The sequence below is a fragment of the Nonomuraea sp. NPDC050540 genome (assembly GCF_044457485.1).
GTDB lineage: Bacteria > Actinomycetota > Actinomycetes > Streptosporangiales > Streptosporangiaceae > Nonomuraea.
The window spans coordinates 1,351,829-1,371,049 of sequence record NZ_JBITHA010000001.1; the positions used below are offsets into that span (position 1 = coordinate 1,351,829).

Annotated in this window: 16 protein-coding genes and 1 tRNA gene; 7 read left to right on the top strand and 10 right to left on the bottom strand. The window is 70.8% G+C overall.

What is annotated here, in order from left to right; translation table 11 throughout:
- Positions 1-138: 138 nt before the first annotated feature.
- Positions 139-867, top strand: coding sequence for an SAM-dependent methyltransferase (locus ACIBI5_RS06210; RefSeq protein WP_397243687.1), 729 nt, complete (start codon positions 139-141; stop codon positions 865-867).
- Between the two features lie 116 nt (positions 868-983).
- On the opposite strand, the gene ACIBI5_RS06215 is transcribed toward ACIBI5_RS06210, so the two are convergent.
- The 3 genes from ACIBI5_RS06215 to ACIBI5_RS06225 all read right to left on the bottom strand — a co-directional run bounded on the left by ACIBI5_RS06215 (position 984) and on the right by ACIBI5_RS06225 (position 5,951).
- Positions 984-1,562, bottom strand: coding sequence for a hypothetical protein (locus ACIBI5_RS06215; RefSeq protein ID WP_397243689.1), 579 nt, complete (start codon positions 1,560-1,562; stop codon positions 984-986).
- Between the two features lie 15 nt (positions 1,563-1,577).
- The gene (locus ACIBI5_RS06220; RefSeq protein WP_397243690.1) at positions 1,578-4,889 is read right to left on the bottom strand and encodes a DNRLRE domain-containing protein; all 3,312 of its coding nucleotides are present in this window, start codon (positions 4,887-4,889) and stop codon (positions 1,578-1,580) included.
- 462 nt (positions 4,890-5,351) lie between these two features.
- A complete protein-coding gene (locus ACIBI5_RS06225) occupies positions 5,352-5,951 on the bottom strand; it encodes a TetR/AcrR family transcriptional regulator (RefSeq protein WP_397243692.1) in 600 nt (199 codons plus the stop codon).
- Between the two features lie 90 nt (positions 5,952-6,041).
- Between ACIBI5_RS06225 and ACIBI5_RS06230 the strand changes: the two genes are divergently transcribed.
- Entirely contained in the window at positions 6,042-6,737 is a 696-nt protein-coding gene (locus ACIBI5_RS06230) for an SDR family NAD(P)-dependent oxidoreductase (protein WP_397243694.1), read from the top strand.
- A 514-nt stretch (positions 6,738-7,251) separates the two neighbouring features.
- Complete coding sequence (locus tag ACIBI5_RS06235) at positions 7,252-8,808, top strand: alpha/beta fold hydrolase (RefSeq protein WP_397243696.1); 1,557 nt, start codon at positions 7,252-7,254, stop codon at positions 8,806-8,808.
- A gap of 475 nt (positions 8,809-9,283) precedes the next feature.
- Here the strand turns inward: ACIBI5_RS06235 and ACIBI5_RS06240 are convergent.
- Positions 9,284-9,358: transfer RNA gene (locus tag ACIBI5_RS06240), tRNA-Val, on the bottom strand.
- A 431-nt stretch (positions 9,359-9,789) separates the two neighbouring features.
- Between ACIBI5_RS06240 and ACIBI5_RS06245 the strand changes: the two genes are divergently transcribed.
- A complete protein-coding gene (locus ACIBI5_RS06245) occupies positions 9,790-10,206 on the top strand; it encodes an SsgA family sporulation/cell division regulator (protein ID WP_020547189.1) in 417 nt (138 codons plus the stop codon).
- Between the two features lie 58 nt (positions 10,207-10,264).
- A complete protein-coding gene (locus tag ACIBI5_RS06250) occupies positions 10,265-10,504 on the top strand; it encodes a DUF6011 domain-containing protein (RefSeq protein WP_397243698.1) in 240 nt (79 codons plus the stop codon).
- Positions 10,505-10,533: 29 nt separating this feature from the next.
- Here the strand turns inward: ACIBI5_RS06250 and ACIBI5_RS06255 are convergent, their stop codons facing one another.
- Entirely contained in the window at positions 10,534-11,718 is a 1,185-nt protein-coding gene (locus tag ACIBI5_RS06255; RefSeq protein ID WP_397243700.1) for an alpha-hydroxy acid oxidase, read from the bottom strand.
- Positions 11,719-11,765: 47 nt separating this feature from the next.
- Here ACIBI5_RS06255 and ACIBI5_RS06260 point away from each other — a divergent pair, with 47 nt between their 5' ends.
- Positions 11,766-12,362, top strand: coding sequence for a metal-dependent phosphohydrolase (locus ACIBI5_RS06260; RefSeq protein ID WP_397243702.1), 597 nt, complete (start codon positions 11,766-11,768; stop codon positions 12,360-12,362).
- Here ACIBI5_RS06260 and ACIBI5_RS06265 read toward each other — a convergent pair.
- The 5 genes from ACIBI5_RS06265 to ACIBI5_RS06285 form a co-directional block, all read right to left on the bottom strand.
- Positions 12,359-13,096, bottom strand: a complete 738-nt coding sequence (locus ACIBI5_RS06265) for a maleylpyruvate isomerase family mycothiol-dependent enzyme (RefSeq protein ID WP_397243704.1) — start codon at positions 13,094-13,096, stop codon at positions 12,359-12,361. The genes ACIBI5_RS06260 and ACIBI5_RS06265 overlap by 4 nt on opposite strands.
- A gap of 29 nt (positions 13,097-13,125) precedes the next feature.
- A complete protein-coding gene (locus tag ACIBI5_RS06270; protein ID WP_379622405.1) occupies positions 13,126-13,392 on the bottom strand; it encodes a DUF4031 domain-containing protein in 267 nt (88 codons plus the stop codon).
- Positions 13,393-13,404: 12 nt separating this feature from the next.
- Entirely contained in the window at positions 13,405-14,151 is a 747-nt protein-coding gene (locus tag ACIBI5_RS06275) for an HAD family hydrolase (RefSeq protein WP_397243706.1), read from the bottom strand.
- Positions 14,152-14,181: 30 nt separating this feature from the next.
- Positions 14,182-15,351: a cytochrome P450 gene (locus tag ACIBI5_RS06280; protein WP_397243708.1), complete on the bottom strand. Its 1,170-nt coding sequence runs from the start codon at positions 15,349-15,351 to the stop codon at positions 14,182-14,184.
- A 548-nt stretch (positions 15,352-15,899) separates the two neighbouring features.
- Complete coding sequence (locus ACIBI5_RS06285; protein ID WP_397243710.1) at positions 15,900-16,481, bottom strand: TetR family transcriptional regulator; 582 nt, start codon at positions 16,479-16,481, stop codon at positions 15,900-15,902.
- A 93-nt stretch (positions 16,482-16,574) separates the two neighbouring features.
- On the opposite strand from ACIBI5_RS06285, the gene ACIBI5_RS06290 reads away from it, so the two are divergent.
- Positions 16,575-19,151 carry a phosphoenolpyruvate synthase gene (locus ACIBI5_RS06290; protein WP_397243712.1) on the top strand — a complete coding sequence of 859 codons (2,577 nt, stop codon included), beginning with the start codon at positions 16,575-16,577 and terminating at the stop codon, positions 19,149-19,151.
- The last annotated feature ends 70 nt before the right edge of the window (positions 19,152-19,221 follow it).

Consider the following 19,221-nt stretch of genomic DNA (forward strand, 5'->3'; position numbering starts at 1 on the left):
CCTTTCGGAAAAGCCAGGGCGCGGCTCTTTCTCATGCTCTCCAGTCCCGGCGCCGATCGCCGCGGACCGATTCTCCGGCCACCCCTGCGGATCGATCACAAGGGCGGTCCGGCGCCGGGCTCCTGGAAGGATGACGGCATGGATCGACAACTGCTGAGCGCCATCGCCCACCGTGACCACCCGATCGCCGCACCGATCTCGGAGTCCAGCCTCGACAGGCTGCTGCGCCGGGCAGCTTTGCCGGACCGGGCCAGAATTCTCGACCTGGGCTGTGGTGGGGGAGAGTGGTCGCTGCGGGCACTCGAACTGGCCCCGACGGCCGTGGCCGACGGCGTGGACATCTCACCGCACGCCGTGGCGGCCGCCGAGCGGGCCGCCGCCCGGCGAAACCTGTCGGGCCGCATGTCGCTGCACACGATGCCCGCCGCGGACTTCTCCGCTGCCGAGCCGTACGACCTGGTGCTCTGTGTGGGCTCGACGCACGCTTTCGGCGACCTGAAGCAGACGATGGAAGCGCTCGGGCGCTTCGTCCGCCCCGGCGGCCTGGCCCTGGTGGGCGAAGGCTTCTGGGACCGGCCCCCCGCACCGGAGATCCTCGAAGCCATCGGCCAGTACCCCGACCTGGCGGGCACCGTGGAGACGGCCGAATCCGACGGCTGGCTGACCGTCTACGCCCACGTGAGCGAGCCGGCCGAGTGGGACGAGTACGAGTGGTCATGGACCGGCACCCTGACCCGCTGGGCCGCGGCGACCTCCGGCCCCGACGCCGACCAGGCCCTGGCCGCCGCGAGAGAACACCGCGACCTGTGGCTCAACGGCTACCGGAACACGCTGGGCTTCGTCTCCCTGCTCCTCCAGCGCAGCTGACCAGGACACCAGGTCCTTGAATGCCGTGCCCATCGGCCTTCGCCCCAGTCCGCGAAGCGCCGGGCGAGCACGAAGCACGGCCGGCGCCAGGAACCCGACGAGGGAAACCCTGCGCGTCACAAGCCGATCACCGGCTCGCCTCCCTCGTCCACGAGGCGGCTGATGCGATCCACGATGGTGTAGTTGAGCCCGAGCCGCCGCGACGGTGCTGCGTGGCTGACGTCGACGGTGATCACGGGGGCCACCCCGTCGATCCGGAAAAGGGCCTGCGTCGACCGCGAGGACAGCCGGATCTCCACGAGGTCGCCTGCCCACGAACGGGCGTACACGGTCCAGGGATCCAGTCCGTAGGCGATCATTTTGATGATCCAGGCGTGCTGGATCAGGGGTGGATCGTCGTCCGCGGGCATGCCCATCGACCCGTCGTCCGGAGCGGCGGCGCGGAGCGGGACGCCCTGCGCGGCGAGCGCGTCGCGCAGGGCGTCCCGTGAAGAGATCGAATAGCCGACGTCACACTCGACGGCGGCGCCGCCGGCCGGTATCACCGTGCATCGGCCGGCGTCGTCGTCGAGCCGGATCGAGGCGAACCTCAGGCTGTCCGCGGCGTTGGCCCGCTGCGTCGCGGCCAGGTCGTACGACAGCCGTAGATGTGCGACCAGCTCAGGCTGGTCTTCGGTCCGGGCGTCGATCCGCATGGGGAGGTTCCTCGGCTATCCGGGCATGGGCAGGAGTACGGCTCCGAACGATCGTTTCATCCACGGCGGGCACACCGTAATCCCCTCGCAGTACGCGGTGAGAACCCCCAGGGTGCCCTGATACTTGTTCGGCTCCGTGTTGAAGTCCACGATCGTCCTGGTGTCGCGGCTCTGCGTCACCCTGCAGGTCCGCCACCAGAGGAAGCCGCTGCACGTGTGCCGGTAGGCCGTGGCCTGATAGTGGTAGCGCGTCATGATGAACGGGTCGGGGACGATGCCGCGATGCGGGTGCTTCGTCATCTGATGAGCGGACAGGTAGTCCAGGTCATGCTTTTGCACGATCTTGACGTTGCCGAACCCCTCATCCCGGGATCGGTCCCAGTACCCCTTGCGGTAGTTGATCCGCTTGCCGTCCTTGCTCTGCCAGTTACCGAGCAGGGCGAACGCGTCGGCCGGCGGCGCCGCGGCGGTCACGACGTCGTTCACGGGCGCGCCGGTCTGCCGCCACGCGGACCACGCGCCGGTCGCGACGCGAGCCCGCCAGTGCGCCTTGCCGGTGACCTTGCCGACCGGGATCCTCAGCCGCGCGACCGTGCCCGTCCGCACGGCGTCCGCCGTACCGGACCACAGGAGTGCCGCGCCGCTCTTGGCGGCGGACCTCACCTCGACCATGACACGGTACGGCCGGCGCGCCTCACCACCCACCTTGACCATCAAGGTGCGCCCGTCCGGACGGGTCCAGGCGCGGTCGACCGCGGGAGCGGCGGTCTTCACGGCGGCCTTCTTCGGAGGTTCCTCGCCGAACCTCCACGTGTGCGGGTTCATCGTGTTGCCCGCGGCGTCTCTCGCCCCGGACACCGTGACGGCCATGAGGGAGTCCATCCACGGTTCTGACGGGGTGAACGTCAGCACCGTACGCTCCGGGTTCAGCTGCGTGGCGCCGGGCACCTGGTCCTCGTACCACTCGTCCAGAACGCTGATCTGCGCATCGGTCACCGGCTCGCTGAACGTGACCGTGACGGGTGCGTCCGCCGGCACTCCTGTCGCCCCGGCGGGCGGGTTCACCGCGGTGACGGCAGGCGGTGTCGTGTCACCGGGGCCGGACGGCGACGGGTCCGGCCCGCCGGCCACGGTCACCTTGAGAACCGGGGGATGGGTCGCTTCCGAGGCGTCGAACCCGCGGTCGTACATCCCGGCGGTCACCGACTCGTCCGCCGCCCGCAGCAGTACGCCGTGGTCGGGCTGTCCCGATGCCCACGCCGCGGCGATGTCGGTCAGCCGCCAGATCCAGGGCACCGACTCCGCGGGGCAGGCGCCGGGGTCGGTGGCGCTGCTCTCCCCGGCGGTCGTGGCGGCCGGCTGATCGCCCCAATCGAGGGTCTCGGCCTGCCAGGCGCCGGTGACACGCTGGGCCTTGATCGCCCCGCCGCATCCGTAGGAGTCGTTGTTCCAGAGTTCGAGCCGGGCGTCGGTGACGGTCCGGCCGGCGAGCGCGGCGGTGTCGAACTTCAGGTACGTCCGCTCGGTGATCGAGACGTCACCATCGTCGTACTTGCCCGCCCACAGCGTCGTGTCGTCGTGGCCGGACGAGCCCGAATCATCGATCCACGTGTCGGCCTGAAGCGGCAGGGCGATCGTCTGCTCGCCGGACGTCGGGGAGGGGGAGGGCGTCGGAGTGGGCGATGGGGTCGGGGTCACTTCCGGCCGCTCTCCATGCTGCACCTCGTAGTACCTGGGTGGCGCCTCCCAGTCACCGGTGAGCGGCCATTCGGTCGCCGGTTCCGCCACCACCGGCGACCGTGTCGCCTTTCCGGTCTGCGCGAACTCGGAGAGATCGTCCTCGCGCATGCCCGGCAGATTCATCAAGGAATGGAACTCGTACGGCGTGCCGTCGAGAGGAACCGACGCCTCGCCTTGATAGGTCGTGAGCTCGACCTGTTCGGGCCCGGGATGGGTGAACAGGATGAAGAGCACCGGCCCGATGGCGCCGCTTTCGGAGGAACGGTACATGCGCCAGTTGGTCGTGTCCGACTCATTGGCCGCACGCAGTTGGAAGCCGAAGTCGGCGGCGCCGTCGGCCCACGATTGGACGATGTCCTCCACGGAGTAGTAGAGCTCGGCCTCCGAACAACCGGGCTCACCGGCGGCCGCGCCTTGAACGATCGCGCCGCTCGTGGTGGTCGAGGGCTGGTTCGACATGGTCAGCGTGCTCGGTGTCCACGAACTCGTGATGCGACGCACCTGAATGCCCGACCCCACGGAGGAGCCACACGTGTTGGACCGGTAGTTCCACAGACGCAGGTCGGCGTTCAGAATCGTCGCCCCGCGCAGCGGCAGTCCCGCGTTGAACCGGATATAGCTTCTGGCGGTCTTGGAGCCGCTGCCGAACTTGCCCGCGTGAAGCCAGGTGGCCGAGGTCTGCGAGTTCGGATAGTCCGAACTGATCATGGTGTCCACCTTGAGCCCGGCGCCCACCCAGTCGGACATGCCGAGCGTCACGGGGTAGCTCACCGTGGAATCGGTGAGAAAGCGCTGATCCGGCCGCAGGATCAGCGTGCTTCCCGCACGCGTCTGCCGGATCTCCACGGCGACCGCGGAGGTCGCACCGGAATCCGGTGAGTCGAGGGACCTGGCATCCCCCAGACGCAGGGGCGCGGACGTGGCCAGGACCTTCCCATCGGCGCCGACCAGGTTGAGCCGCCCGCCGTCGGCCTGACGATACTTCTGGCCATGGGGCAGCCCGACCGGAATCGAGATCTCCAGCGCCTTGGCCGGTCTCGCGCGCAACACCAGCGCCTGGTTGAAACCGCTGGGTGTGGCGGTCAGGACCAGATCCCCGCCGGGAACCGCGTCGCGATACGTGGCCGTATCGCCGCTGACCACCGGAGCGGAAAGGGCCTGCGGCCATCTGATCGTACGGTCGGCCGTGCCGTCGGTGAATTCAACGAGAGGCCCCGTTCCGCCGCCGGAGAAAGTCGTCATGTTTCTGGCGGCCTTGGGCGTCAGCCGTCCGTTCTCCGCAATCAGGTCGGTGTCGATCGGCACATATTCCCGTCCTTTCTTGACACGGATCGGGCCGGCGTGCATCTCGACTCCGAAAGAGCCGTCCGGCATCGCGTAAAGCGTGGAGTCCTCACGTCTGGCCGAAACAACCTCGACCCGAGTGCCTTTCGCCTTGGCGGCCGCGACGGTGGCGGACAGGTCGCTCTGCGCGGGGGCTGGTGTGGGCTCCGCGCTGACCGAGCCACCGTTCACCAGGAATCCCGCGATGAGCACGGCTGCCAGGGTGAGTGCGCGGCGTTTGCCGGATAAGAAGGGTAAGCTCATGCGCTTGATCCTCCGGAGAATTCGGTGCGATTTTGCTGATGATCCATCGCACTATCTGCCGGAGGTGGGGCGAGGTCAAGGCTGGAAAAGTCGCCTTCCCGATACTCAGGGTGAGTTATGAAGGCATGTCCGCTGGCCGGCGGGCAATCTTTATCAAAGCATGGGTGTGACGTATATCACCATGTCAAATATGAGTGCTATTCAAAATGTAGTAAGAATGTAGAAGCCTCTTTCACTGATATGCGCCGGCCAATCGCGGCGCGAACTGTCCGCCGGTAACCTCGCGATCGAGGCCGACGACCAGATCGGCGTCACACGCACGCCCTCCTCACCGGCAGCCGCGGTGCATTGCCGCACCGGAGCCCCCGTCGCAGACCACGGCGCCGGGTTGCCGCACAGGCGTAGAAAGGGACCGCGATGCGCGTGGCGTGTCAGCGTCCATTGCGCCGGCGGATGCCGGCCTCAGCCGGAGCGAGGCCTGAGGAGGTCGTCGCAAAGGGCGTTCACCAGGCGGCTGGGGACACTCGACCCGGTCAGGGCCCGATAGACGATCGGCCCGATCAGCGCGTCGATCGTGGCGTCGGGGCCGAGGCTGGGCGAGACCGTTCCGGCGTCGATCGCGCGCGCGAGCATGTCACGTTCCTGTTCACGGCGTGGACCGAGGTAGCGCTCGTGAAAGAGCTTGGCCGTAGCGGGATCGTGCTGTGCCTCGGCGATGAGGGCGAGCAGGACCTTGCCGGCCGGATCGCTGGTGACGAATCGCGCGAAGGCCCGCATGTAGCCACGGATGCCGTCCGCCGTGGGCGTGTCCGCGGGGATGGGCAGGCGCTTGCCGCTGTCCTCGATGAGCGTGTCAAGGAGAACCTCGACCTTCGAGGGCCACCAGCGGTAGATCGTCTGCTTGGCGACACCGGCACGACGCGCGATCGCCTCGACGGTCAGTGCGCCGAAGCCGTGCTCGGCGAGCAGGTCGTCCGCGGCGTGCAGTACTGCCAGGCGGGCGGCCTCGTCGCGTCGGCTACCTGAGCGCGTCCTGCGGGGCTGGGAGTTCGCGACGGGCATGCGGGACACGATACCCGTCCGGCGCTGCCGCGCATTTGTCTGGACGCAACGTTGCGTCTATGGTGACAGCTCCACGACGAAGGAGCCCATGTGTCCACCACGCCCGACCGCCAAGCCCTCATCCTCGGAGCCTCCCGAGGGTTGGGACTCGCCCTCGCCGGCGAGCTCACCCGGCGCGGCTGGCGCGTCACCGCCACGATGCGCCAGAGCACCGCCGAACTACGCGCGAGTGCCGAGGCCTCGAACGGCCGGCTGACCATCGAGTCGCTGGAGATGACCAGGACCGACCAGTTGGCCGCACTACGCGAGCGCCTGGCGGGCCGCCGGCTGGACCTGCTCTTCGTCAACGCCGCCATCGACCGAGGCGACCTGCCGATCAACGAGGTCCCGACCGGCATGTTCACCGAGGTGATGATCACCAACGCGTTGAGCCCGTTGCGGGCCCTCGAAACCCTCCGCGACCTCGTCGTACCCGGCGGAACCGTCGCCGTCATGTCATCCGAGCAGGGCAGCGTCTCGCGCAACACCGAGCCCGGCTACGAGCTCTACAAGGCCAGCAAGGCCGCCCTCAACCAGCTGATGCGCAGCTACGCCACCCGCCATGCCGACGACGGACAGACCAAACTCCTCATCGACCCCGGCCACAACCAGACCCGCTTGGGCGGCCCCGACGCGCCACTGACCGCTCAGGAGAGCATCCCAGCGGTCACCGATGTCCTCGAAGCACAGACCGGCATCCCGGGCCTGCGGTTCCTGGACCGCCACGGCAAGATCGTCCCGTGGTAGCGGTCAGTCCCGGCATCTCGCTCCGCTGGGATCCGCATGATCGCCTGGAACCCCTCCGCCTCAACGACGCATGACGAACCACAACAGCAGGCCACCGGCACTCCATCGATCGGGGGATCGAGCACCTGACGGCATCGCTGGACCGCGAGGGCGTTCGGCGCCCTTGGTGTGTTTTCGGGCCTCCGGTAACGTGGATTATGCGCGTTCCGCCAATACCGCCGAGGCATCGCCCGGCGGGGGAACGGGGCCATATGGCAGAGCAGAGCCTTCTCGCCGGAGCGTCGGCCGTAGGGGCCACGCTGACGCTTCTCGCGCCCCTCTGCCCGGCAACGGCCGGCGCCGGCACCACAGGGTCCGGCACGGCGGCACGTGGCACTGGGTGGTCCCGCGGTCGCCCTGCGCCCAGAAGGTGCTGGCGTCCTTCCCGGCCCACCCGGCCGCGTCCGACACCGGCTGTGTGGCAGGGCTTCGGTGGGAACCGTTCACGATCATCCCGAAGTGACGGGGAGGGCAGATGGCACGGTCACGCGCGAGTTTGCGCACCACGTCGGCCGCGGCGGCGACCGGAATCCTCTTCACCGGTCTGCTCACGGCGACACCGAGCGTGCGGGAAGCGACCGGCACGGTCGCCCGGACCGTGGGCGATGCCCGATTCGAGCCGGGCCCCTGCCCCAGGACGCCGGAGCCGGTCGCCGTTCTCGAAAGAGCTCGCTGTGGAACGCTCACCGTGCCCGAGAACCGCACCAAACCGGACAGTCGCCCGATCAAGCTCCGTGTCGCGATCGTGGCGGCGGCGGCCCGCAAGCCGGAACCCGACCCGATCGTGTGGCTGGCCGGCGGGCCCGGCGACGACGCCGTCGGCGAGGCGACGATGGCGGTCGACGGCGGCCTGAACCGCGACCGGGACGTGATCTTCATGTCTCAGCGGGGAACGTACTCGGCCGACCCCGTGCTCACCTGCCGCACCATCGACGAGTTCAACGCCCGCGCCGTCGGCCTGGTCTACGACGCCCCGGCCACCGGGCGCCGCCACGTCGAGGCGACCCGGAGCTGCCGCGACCAGCTGGCGGACCGCGGCGCCGACCTCGCCGCCTACAACGACATCGAGAGCGCCGCCGACTACGCCGACCTGCGCCGCACCCTGAACATCCCGCGATGGAACGTGTTCGGCATCTCCTACGGCACCCACCTGGCGCTCGTCTACATGCGTGACCACCCGGAGGGAATCCGCTCGGTCGGCATCGACGGCATCCTGCCACCGTCCACGGCAGGGTCGGCGCTGACCTGGAGCAGCGCCCGGCAGGGCTTCGACGGCCTGTTCAAGGCCTGCGCGGAACAGCCCGCCTGCGACCGCCGCTACCCGAACCTGTCCGCCACCTTCGACCGCCTGGTCCGCGATCTGGAGGCCAAGCCGGTCGCCACCGTCGTCACACCCCCCGGCAGCCCGAACCCCGTCAAGGTCGTTCTGGACGGCGGAGCGCTGGTCAACTGGCTGACCTCCGCCACCCACCTGGCCACCGGCGTCCCCCGCTCGCTCGACGAACTGGCCCACGGCGAACCGCGGCGCATCGCCGAGCAGTGGGCGGGCGGCAAGATCAGCCCGCATTCTTTCGGCCGCACCTCCCACGGCCTGGCCTACGGCGTCTTCTGCAGCGAGTGGGTGCCGTACGAAACCGAGGCGGAAGCCATGCGGGCCGGCCGGGCGGCCTTCCCGGCGTTCCCCCGCTCGGTCCTGGCCCAGGCTCCTCAGCTCACCTTCCTCCGACCGGACTGCGCGGTCTGGGACGTCCCCGCCGCCCCGCGCTCGATCCGGGACGTCACCCGAAGCGACATCCCCACCCTCGCCCTGTCGGGCGGCTTCGACTCCCAGACCGGCGCCGCCAACGGCCCGTACGTGGCCCGCACCCTGCCCCGAGCCACCGTCGTCACGGTGCCGTACGAACCCCACGTGGTCTTCGCCACCTCGAAGTGCGCCCAATCCATCACCGCCTCCTTCTTCGACACCCCCACAGCCCCGATCACCGGCTGCCTGAAGGACCTCAAGCCCCCGGAATTCGAGATCGCCCCCTGAGCCAACCTCAAATTCGTCCACTCACTCCGACCTGGAACGCTCTCTTCTGAGCACCTACTCGCGGGCTGTCGCGGCCTATCGGTGCGGTACGCGCCGCGCCGGCCGCGACCGCCGGAGGGACGCCCGCCGCCTACGACCCCGTCGCAGCACGACGAGAAGGTCAAGCGGGCCCTTCGCTCCTGGAGCGCGAGCATGGCGGGCGAAGGCCTGCGCTACCCCGATCCACTCACCGCGATCACCCCGGACCGGTCAACCGCGAAGATCTGAAAACAAGCCAGACGAACAGCCGCGGCGGAACGGGCTCGACCGGCCCACGGCGGCGAGGGCGTGGTCCAGGTGCAGACGCCCTGGGGTACCTGGTCTGAAGCCGTGAGGCCCGAGCCATCTTGGGTCAAGCCTGAGGGGGATGGCTCCCCGATTGGCTTCCCAGACATGCGAAAAGGGGCCTCGGATGGCTCCGAAACCCCTTCTGAGCTGGTGGGCGATACTGGGATCGAACCAGTGACCTCTTCGGTGTGAACGAAGCGCTCTCCCGCTGAGCTAATCGCCCGCCCTGCCTGGCCCCTTTGCGGTGCCCGACGGGGAAAACCATACCGCACTTCCGGAGCAGGTGGCGAAGCGGCGAGCTGCCCCGAGAGGATTCGGGGGGAAACGCGGTGGTTGCCCGTCGGCGTGGCGGCTGGTTGGCATAGCATCGGTCATGTTCGGAAGGCGCTGGGAAAGGGGATCTTTCGCCCGAAAGGTGCCGAGGGCTCGCCGGGGTGGGCTCTACAGCTCGCAAAACCCTTGCAAACACGGCCCGATTGATGCCGTTTAGCCTGGTAGATGCCCAAATGTCCTGCTGTGATGTGCGTTACAGAAGGCCTCAGGAGCGGAATCTTTCCTACAGGTTTCTTCGTTCCGCGTCATAGCTCAGGACGAAGCCCGTCAGAGCAGTAAGCCCCGAAGAGGGGACCCTACGACGAAAAGGTTTGGCTGACGATGAACAGCACCACCGTCTCTGCCGAGCTTGGCCTTCGGCTTGTGGTCCCCGACCGTACGACCGTCCCCCTGCTCGCCGGACTGAGCTACACAGCCGACGACCCGTATGCCATCCGCATGGCCTTCCACGTAGGGAACGACGAACCGGTCGAGTGGATCTTCGCCCGCGAACTCCTGACCGTTGGGATCGTGCGGCGTGTCGGCGACGGCGACGTGCAGGTCTGGCCTGCCCGCGCCGACGGCGAACGCACCCTGCACATCAGCCTGACGTCACCGTTCGGGCAGGCGCTCTTCGAAGTCCCGCTGGCACCTCTCACCGAGTTCCTGCATCGCACCTACGAGAAGGTGCCCGCAGGCAGGGAGACCGACTTCATGGACCTCGACGCCGAGCTCACCAACATGCTCTGGCCGTCCTGACCCCCTCGGCCGCGCCTGCCCGGCCGTACCAGACCCCCATGGCAGGATGGGAGGCGCCGTGAACCTCCTCGAAGTCTTCAGCGAACCCGCCGCGCGTGAGCACGTGGTGCGCTGCCGCGCGTGCCGGCATGTTCTGCGCGCACCCGAGTCGCGCTGGGCCAGAATCGGCCCGGAATGCGCCGAACGCCTCGGTCTTGCCAGGCGTAAACCGGTGCGGATCCGGGCCGCCGCGGCCCACTGGATGTGCGAGGGCCAGCTCGATCTCCTGGCTCAGAGGCAGGAGACCGAGTCGCGGTAGCGCCTGACGACCCGGTGCCGCCGTCGCGATCAGGGGCGGAGCCGTACCACGGAAGGGTCGAGAGAGCCGCCGAGCAACTGGATCGTGCGGGTCAGTTCGGCGCGGACGAGGTCCAGCACGCGGTCCACCCCCGGCTCGCCCGCGGCCATCAGCCCGTAGAGGTAGGCGCGGCCGATGAAGCACGCGCGCGCCCCCAGCGCGAGCGCGGCGGCGACGTCGGCCCCGCCGCGCACGCCGCCGTCCAGGTACACCTCCGCGCGGTCGCCCACGGCCTCGGCCACCCGGGGCAGCAGTTCCAGGGGCGTGGCCGCGCGGTCGAGCTGGCGGCCGCCGTGGTTGGAGACGGCGATCCCGTCGATCCCGGCCTCGGCCAGGGCGACCGCGTCGTCCACGCGTTGCACGCCCTTGACCACCAGCGGACCGCCCCACGCCCCGCGGATCCACTCCAGGTCGGCGAAGGTCACGCCCGGGTCGAACATGAGGTTGGTGATCCCGGCCAGATCGCTGCCGCCCATGGTGGCGAAGGTGAGGGGTTCGCTGGTCAGGAAGTCGAACCACCAGGCCGGATGCCGCACCACCCGCAGCGCGCTGCCCCAGCGCAACGTCGGCGGCATGGTGAGGCCGTGCCGTACGTCACGCAGCCGCGCGCCGGCGACCGGCACGTCGGCGGTGACGACCAGCACGTCCATGCCCGCGTCGCGGGCGAGGTCGAGCGCGGCGCGGCTGCGTCCGCGATCGCGCGCCACGTAGAGCTGGAACCAGTTCCACCCGCCGGGCGCGGCGCGCGTCACCTCGGGCGCGGGCGTGGTCCCCATGGTCGACAGCGTGTACGGCACGCCCGCCCTGGCCGCGGCCCGCGCCACCGCCTTCTCCCCGTCGCGGTGCATCATGCGTGTGAACCCGGTCGGCCCGAGAACGAGCGGCATGCTGATCTCCCGCCCCAGCACCCGCGCCGTCAGCGGCACCTCGCCGACGTCGCGCAGGATCCGCGGCCGGAACTCCACCCGAGCGAACGCCTCGCGCGCCCGCGCCAGGGAGATCTCGTCCTCCGCCGCGCCGTCCACGTAGTCGAAGACGAGCCGGGGAGCCCGTCGCCTGGCCAGCAGCCGGATGTCGGCGACGTCGGCCGCGGCCAGCAGCCGGTCCCGCCTGCCGAGGGGCGGCAGCACCGCCCGCAGGTCGCGCCACCGGGGAAACCGCCGTCCATCGCCCATCCGACCATTACACGAAATTTGCCGTCACTCGCGATAGCGTTGAAGCCATGATCGGGGAGCTCGTCGCCGACACGCCCGCCGCCCAGGCGCTCCACGCCGAGCTGGTGGCCCGCTGGTCGGAGCCGCATCGCCGCTACCACACGCTCACGCACCTGCGCGCGGTGCTCGCCGCCGTCGACGACCTCGCCGACCTGGCCGGCGATCCTGTGGCGGTACGGCTGGCCGCCTGGTTCCACGACGCGGTCTACGACGGCCGGCCCGGCTGGGACGAGGAACGCAGCGCCCAGATGGCCCAGCGCCGCCTGCCCGCCTGTGGCGTACCGGCGGAGCGGGTGGCCGAGGTGGCCAGGCTGGTCCGCCTGACCGCCGCCCACGACACCCTCCGGGACGGCGACGCCAACGGCGCGGTCCTGTGCGACGCCGACCTCGCGGTCCTGGGCCGGCCCGGATACGAGGTGTACGCGGCCGACATCCGCCGGGAGTACGCGCATGTGCCGGACGAACTGTTCGCGGCCGGGCGGAGCGCGGTGCTGGAGCGGCTGCTGGCCGTACCCAACCTCTACCGGACGGAACGCGCCCGCGCGCTGTGGCAGGAGCGCGCCCGCCACAACATGAGCGCCGAACTGGCCGCGCTCGGGGGCTAGGCGGCGTAGTTGCGCAGGACGGCCAGGGCCTGGGCGGCGTGCGGGCCCGTGGCCTGGAGCGTGGAGTCGGCCGGGGCCAGGCGGCGGGCGCCCACCAGGCAGAACTCGGCCGCGGGACCGGTGATGACCGACGGCGAGCCGGGCTCGCCGTAGTGCCACGAGCCGCCGTCGGGGGCGGTCAGGACGCAGTGGACGGGTTGGGGTTCCAGGCCGGCCAGGGTGAAGGCGTAGGGCAGGGTGCGGTGGCCGAGCCAGGCGATGTGGCGCAGCCGCGCGGTGGCGGGGTAGGCGAGGCCGAGCGGCGCGGTGACGTCGTAGGCGTGCGCCCAGTGCTCGGCCAGGCGGGTGGTGGCCAGGGTGCCCGGCGACAGGGTGCCGGCCACCCACGTCAGGCGGGATCGCGGCGGGTGTCCGGCCAGGGCGGGCGGGGTGGCGAAGGCCGCCGCGCGCCAGCGGGCCAGCAGCGCGTCCGGGGTGATGTCGCGCTGGGCCGCCACGAGGCCGGCGGCCATGCCGTCCACGTCGCTGACGGCCGGGTCGCGGGCGAACAGGCCGTCGTGGCCGTCCAGGGAGGCGGTGACCAGCTCCTCGGTCTGGGCGAGGTGGAGCACGACGTCGGAGACGGTCCATCCCTCGGCGGCCGAGGGATGGGACCACTGCGCGGGGGTGAGGGCGGCGAGGACGGAGTCCAGCTGCCGGTACTCGGCTTCCAGGTCGCCGAAGATGTCCGTCATGGACTCACCGTACCGAATAATGTTCTGGCTTACGACGATCGTTTACGGCGCCGCAGCCCGCCCTCGGTCAGCCGCCTCAGCAGTTCCCGGCTGCTGACCGCCTCGGCGCCCAGCGACACCGCCTGGGCGTGCACGGTCTCGGGGACGTCGTAGTGGTCGCGGTCGAAGGCGCGCACCGGCACCCCGAGGCGCCCCGCGAACGCGTGCAACTCCTCCAAAGAGGTGTCGCTGACCAGGTGGGACCACATGAGGCCACGCGGCCCCGGCCAGTTCGGCGGATCAATGAGGACGGTCATCCCTCACATTGTCTACGAAACCGGCACCCGCCCGCGTACCTCCAGCTCGCTGAGGTCGGCCACCACCAGGTCGGCGCCCAGTTCGCGCATCTCCGCCGCGCGGCCGTTGCGGTCGACGGCCACGACCAGCCCGAAACCGCCCTTCCTGCCCGCTTCCAGGCCCGGCAGGGCCGCTTCGACGACGGCGGCGCGGGCGGCCGGAAGGTCCAGGCGGCGGCAGGCCTCCAGGAACAGGGCGGGGTCGGGCTTGCCGGGCAGGTTCATGAGGGCCGCGTCGTTGCCGTCCACGACCAGGTCGAACAGGTGGGCGACGCCCGCCCCGGTGATCAGCCTGCGGCCGTGGGTGCTGGAGGTCACCGCCGCGGTGCGGCAGCCCCGGCGGCGCAGCTCGTGCAGGAGCGCGACGGCCGAGGGGAAGGCGGCCACGCCGTACTTGTCGACCTGGGCCTGGAACTCCAGATCCTTGGCCCGTCCCAGGCCGTGCACGGTCGGCGCGCCCGGCTCGTCGTCGGGCGAGCCCGCGGGCACGGTGATGCCGCGCGAGGCCAGGAAGGTGCGCAGCCCGTCCAGGCGGGGGCGTCCGTCGACATGGCGCACGTAGTCGGCGCGGATGTCGAACGGCGCCGAGCGGCCACGCAGGAATCCGTCGAAGACATGTTTCCACGCGGCCGCGTGCACCCGCGCGGTGTCGGTCACGACGCCGTCGCTGTCGAACACGACGGCGCCGATGGCGCTCAGGTCGATGGCGTGTCCGTTCACATACGTGACGTTACGCCGCCGATCTGCCGTCTACCAGGCGACGGGGAGCTTCTCCAGGCCGTACACGATCGCGAGCTTCCTGAAGGGCACCTCGCCGTCCACCCGGAGGTTCGGGAAACGGCGCAGCAGCGCCGGATAGGCGATGCGCATCTCCATCTGCGCCAGCGGGGCGCCGATGCAGCGGTGGATGCCGTGCCCGAAGGCCAGATGGGAACCGGCGCTCTCCCGGGTGGGCACGGCCGTGTCCATGCTCTCGCCGAGCGCGGGGTCGCGGTTGGCGGCGGTCAGCGAGCACAGCACGAGCTGGCCCTTGGTGATGGGCGTGCCGAACAGGTCGAGGTCCTCGCGGGCGAAGCGCGGGAAGGCCACCTGCACGACCGTCATGTAGCGCAGCAGTTCCTCGACGACATGGTTGACGTAGCCGTCGACCTCGCGGACCTTGGCGGCCTCGTCCGGGTTGTTCATCAGCCAGAGCGAGCCGAGGGCGAGCATGCTGGTGCTGGTGTCGTGGCCGCCGGTCAGCAGGCCGTCGGCCATGCTGGCGAGCGTGCGGTCGTCGAGCTCGTCGCCGTGCTCGCGCAGCAGCTGGCCGAGCAGGCCGTCGCCGGGGTTCAGGCGCTCGCGGGCGACCAGGTCGGTCAGGTACGTCATCGCGTCGTTGATCGCCTGCAGCGACGCCTCGGGTCCCGCCGTGAAGTCGAAGCGGTCGGTGCTCAGCTTGAGGAAGTCCGACCTGTCCGCGTACGGCACGCCGAGCAGCTCGCACACCACCAGCGACGGGATCGGCAGCGCGAACGCCTCGACCAGGTCGGCGGTGTTGCCCGCCGCCTCCATGCGGTCCAGGTGCTCCTCGACCATGGCCTCGATCCGGGGCTCCAGCCTGCGCAGGCGGCGCATGGTGAACTCCGGCGTCAAGTACTTGCGCAGCCGCGTGTGCTCGGGCGGGTCGCGGAAGCCGAGGCCGCCCGGGTCGTCCTGGTTGGACCCCAGGCCGATCACACCGGCGAAGTCGTTGCTGAACCGCTCGTGGTCACCCAGCACGGCGCGGACGTCGTCGTAGCGGGTCACCAGGTACACGGTCTGGTCGCCGGGGATCTCCATCGGGAACACCGGCTGTTCTGTGCGGATCCGGGCCAACTCGGCCACGGGGTCGAAGCCTTCGCGCATGAACTGCACGAGGGGAAACTCTGACTCAGACATCAAACCCATCCTGCCGGAGGCGTCATCGCATTTTGTCGGGATAAATCCCGTTATAGATGGTCCCACCTGCTGACGGGCCTTCGTCCACCCCCATCCACAACCCTCAGATTCGGTACGGCAGGGCGCATCCGCACGCCACGTTACGCACGCCGGACGCCCCGCGCCTCCGGTGTGCCCGCAAGCCCGGGGCATCTGGGGGGAACGGCGGCCCGAAATGGGGGTACGACCGGGGTTTGCCCCGACCCAAGCCCCCCGCCGGCCACCGTGAGCAACCTCTCAACCCGCACCCGCCCCAGGGAAGCCCCGACTCCCACCCTCCGCCCTCTGGCTTCCGAGGCCCAGGATCGCTCCCGCCCTCTGGCCTCCGGCTCCAGCCCTCGGGGCGTGACCGCTGCCCAGGAGGGGTGCGGCGATGCCGGGCGGTGGCCGGGCTACGGTCGACGGGCTCGGCCTTCCGCTCACGGGTTGTCCCGGCTCGGGCCAGGGGGTGATGGCTGCTCGGGAGCGGTGTGTCGGCCGTGGCGACGTGGGGCGGTGGCGGGTTCGGGTCAGGGGGTGTCGAGGAGGGGTTGGATGAGGGGGGCGTACCAGGTGACCAGGTCCTCGGGGGAGGCGGTGGCGGGGCCGGGGAGTCGGAGGCCGTAGCGGGCCAGGGCCAGGCCCAGGAGCTGGGCGGTGATGAGCTGGGCGCGCAGGGCGGTGTGGGGGCCCTGGAGGTGGCCGGCCAGGCGGGTGGTGAATTCGCGTTCGACGTACTCGCGCACCATTCCGGGTGACTGGCCGGAGCGCAGGAGCGCCAGCGGGCCCATCCCGCCGGCCTCGTCGAAGGCGGCCAGGAAGCCGCGGACGATGCGGGCCGCGGCGCCGTCGAGGCCGTCCGCGAGCAGGTCGTCCAGCGGGTCGCGCGGGCTCACCGGCCCCTCCAGCGCCGCCGCGAACAGCTTGTCCTTGCTCCCGAAGAAGTAGTGGATCATCGCCGGATCCACTCCGGCGTCGGCGGCGATGGACCGCACGGTGACGGTGTCGTATCCGTGGGAGACGAAGCGGGCCCGCGCCGCGTCGAGGATGCGCCGGCGGCTCTCTTCGCCGCTGCGCCACCTGCCGCGCCGCCCGGCGCCCGTCCCGCTCATGGTGAGAGTGATCCTACTTTTCTCCATCGCTGTTGAAGAAAGCATGTGAACTCTGGCAAAATTCTTCACCAACGACGAAGAAATGAGGCCGGCATGCCGTACCCCTTCATCGCGACCTTCGAGGAGCCGGACCGTGAGCGGGTGGGCGGCAAGAGCGCCAATCTCGGCGAGCTGACCCGTGCCGGGCTGCCGGTGCCCGGGGGCTTCTGCCTCACCACCGCCGCCTACGAGGCCTTCGCCGGGGACGGCATGGGAGCCCTCCACGCCGAGCTCGACGCGCTCGACCACACCGACCTCGCGGCGCTCGCCCACGCCGGCGCCCGGGTGCGCGCCCACCTCATGGACCTGCCCGTGCCCCCGGACGTCGAGGCCCAGCTCCTGGCCGCCTGGAACGAGGCGGGCCCCGGGCGCGCCTACGCCGTGCGCTCGTCGGCGACCGCCGAGGACCTGGCCGGGGCGTCCTTCGCCGGACAGCAGGACACCTTCCTCAACGTCGTCGGCCGCGAGCAGCTCCTCGACGCCGTCCACCGCTGCTGGGCCTCGCTCTACACCGACCGCGCCATCGCCTACCGCGCCCGCCGCGGCTTCGGGCACCGCGGCGTCCGCCTCGCCGTCGTCGTGCAGCACATGGTCGAGCCCGAGGTGTCGGGCGTGATGTTCACCGCCGACCCGGTCTCCGGCGATCGCCGCGACATCGTGGTCAACGCCTCGTGGGGGCTGGGCGAGTCGATCGTGTCCGGGCTGGTCGACGCCGACCTCTACCGGGTACGGCACGGCGTCGTCACCGACCGCGTCCTCGGCGGCAAGAAGGTGACGATCGAATCGCTGCCCGGCGGCGGCACGCGTACCGTCGAAAGCACCGAACGCGGACAGGCGCTGCCCGACGCCCGGATCCGCGCGCTGGCCGAGCTGGGCGCGCGCATCCAGCGCCACTTCGGCACGCCCCAGGACGTCGAGTGGACCTGGGCGCGCGGCCGCTTCCACATCGTGCAGTCGCGGCCGATCACCTCGCTGTTCCCCGTTCCCGAGGGGGCGGGGCCGAGGGTGTACTTCTCCTTCGGCCACCAGCAGATGATGACCGACGCCATCAAGCCGCTCGGACGCTCGGTCCTGCGCACGTTCTTCCCCTTCGGCGGCTCGGCGATCGGCCAGGAGAGCCCCTACCTGGTGCCCGCGGGCGGCCGCCTGTACATCGACGTCACCCGGGTCCTGGCCACCCGCCTCGGACGGCCGCTGCTGCTCCGCGCCCTCGCCGGCATGGACGAGCAGGCCGCCGCCGCGCTCGCCCGGGTGGCGGAGCGGCCTGAGTACCGCCGGAGCGGCCTCCGCGGCGAACTGGCCGTCGCCCGCTTCGCCGCCCGGACCCTCGGCAAGATCGTCAAGAGCCTGCTGCGCCCCGGAGCCGCCCGCGCGGAGGCGGAGGCGTTCATCGCGCGCACGCTGCGCCGGGCCGGGGCGGAGATCGGCGCGAGCACCGGAGCCGAACGCGTGCGCCGCATCCAGCGCACGATGCGCCACGTGCCGATCCGCATGTACACCGAGGTGCTGCTCAAGCCCGTCGCCGGCATGCTGGCCGGGGCCGTCGCCGCCGCCCTGAGCAGGCGCTGGCTCGGCGACGACGCGGAACTGCCCGCGCTCACCAGGTCGCTGCCGGGCAACGTCACCACCGAGATGGGCCTCGCCGTCGGCGACCTCGCCGACCTGGCCCGCGACGACCCCGGCGTGCTCGCGTTCCTGCGTGACCCGCCGCACCCGCTGGTGTGGCCGGAGGGCGCGTTCACGCGCGCCTTCGAGGACTTCCTGCGCCGGTACGGCATGCGCGCCCCCGGCGAGATCGATCTCACCAGGCCGCGGTGGCGGGAGGATCCGGAGCAGTTGTTCGCCGGGATCCTGGCCAACGTCGAGACGACGGAGCTGGGGGAGCACCGGCGGCGCTTCCGCGACGGCGAGCGGGAGGCCGTGCGGGCGGCGCGGCGGCTGCGCGCCCGCCTCCTGGCGACCGGGGGCGGGCAGGCCAAGGCGGTGGTGATGGCGCGGGTGGTGCGGGTCTACCGGGAGTTGCTGGCGCTGCGGGAGCACGACAAGTACTTCACCGTGCGGCTGTTCGACGTCTTCGGTGCGGCGGTGCGCGAGGAGGCGGCAGGGCTGGTGGCGAACGGGCTGCTGGAGGCCGTGGACGACGTGCACTACCTGACGCTCGGGGAACTGCGCGGCCTGCTGGCCGAGGGCGGGCCGGCCGTACCGGTGAAGGAGCGGCGGGAGGCGCACGCGGCGGATGCGCTCCTGCGCCCGCCCAGGGTGCTGACCGGCGACGGCGAGGCCGTCGCCGTGGCGCGGGCGGCGCCGGAGCGGGAGGGCGTGCTGGCCGGGCAGGCGGTCTCGGCGGGGAGCGCGGAGGGACGCGCCAGGGTCGTCCTGCGGCCGCGGGACGCGCGGCTGGAGCCGGGGGACATTCTGGTCGCGCCGTACACGGATCCGGGGTGGACGCCGTTGTTCGCGGCGGTGAGGGGGCTGGTGCTGGAGGTGGGCGGGATGATGACGCACGGCGCGGTCGTGGCCCGTGAGCTGGGGCTGCCCGCCGTCGTCGGGGTGGACGGGGCGACGACGGCGATTCCGGACGGGGCGCGGATCCGGGTGGACGGCACCCTGGGTACCGTGCACCTCCTGTGACGGGAGAAAATGATGGGGCGAGACCGGTTTGGCGTACAAGAGGGCGACATTCTGCGATGATCTCGCTGTA

Bases quoted from the DNA above. Each gene is read 5' to 3' on its own strand.
- ACIBI5_RS06285 (WP_397243710.1), bottom strand. From the start codon at position 16,481: ATGAGCGGGACGGGCGCCGGGCGGCGCGGCAGGTGGCGCAGCGGCGAA.
- ACIBI5_RS06245 (WP_020547189.1), top strand. From the start codon at position 9,790: ATGAACAGCACCACCGTCTCTGCCGAGCTTGGCCTTCGGCTTGTGGTC.
- ACIBI5_RS06235 (WP_397243696.1), top strand. From the start codon at position 7,252: ATGGCACGGTCACGCGCGAGTTTGCGCACCACGTCGGCCGCGGCGGCG.
- ACIBI5_RS06255 (WP_397243700.1), bottom strand. From the start codon at position 11,718: ATGGGCGATGGACGGCGGTTTCCCCGGTGGCGCGACCTGCGGGCGGTG.
- ACIBI5_RS06290 (WP_397243712.1), top strand. From the start codon at position 16,575: ATGCCGTACCCCTTCATCGCGACCTTCGAGGAGCCGGACCGTGAGCGG.
- ACIBI5_RS06225 (WP_397243692.1), bottom strand. From the start codon at position 5,951: ATGCCCGTCGCGAACTCCCAGCCCCGCAGGACGCGCTCAGGTAGCCGA.
- ACIBI5_RS06270 (WP_379622405.1), bottom strand. From the start codon at position 13,392: ATGACCGTCCTCATTGATCCGCCGAACTGGCCGGGGCCGCGTGGCCTC.
- ACIBI5_RS06280 (WP_397243708.1), bottom strand. From the start codon at position 15,351: ATGTCTGAGTCAGAGTTTCCCCTCGTGCAGTTCATGCGCGAAGGCTTC.
- ACIBI5_RS06215 (WP_397243689.1), bottom strand. From the start codon at position 1,562: ATGCGGATCGACGCCCGGACCGAAGACCAGCCTGAGCTGGTCGCACAT.
- ACIBI5_RS06265 (WP_397243704.1), bottom strand. From the start codon at position 13,096: ATGACGGACATCTTCGGCGACCTGGAAGCCGAGTACCGGCAGCTGGAC.
- ACIBI5_RS06210 (WP_397243687.1), top strand. From the start codon at position 139: ATGGATCGACAACTGCTGAGCGCCATCGCCCACCGTGACCACCCGATC.
- ACIBI5_RS06260 (WP_397243702.1), top strand. From the start codon at position 11,766: ATGATCGGGGAGCTCGTCGCCGACACGCCCGCCGCCCAGGCGCTCCAC.
- ACIBI5_RS06220 (WP_397243690.1), bottom strand. From the start codon at position 4,889: ATGAGCTTACCCTTCTTATCCGGCAAACGCCGCGCACTCACCCTGGCA.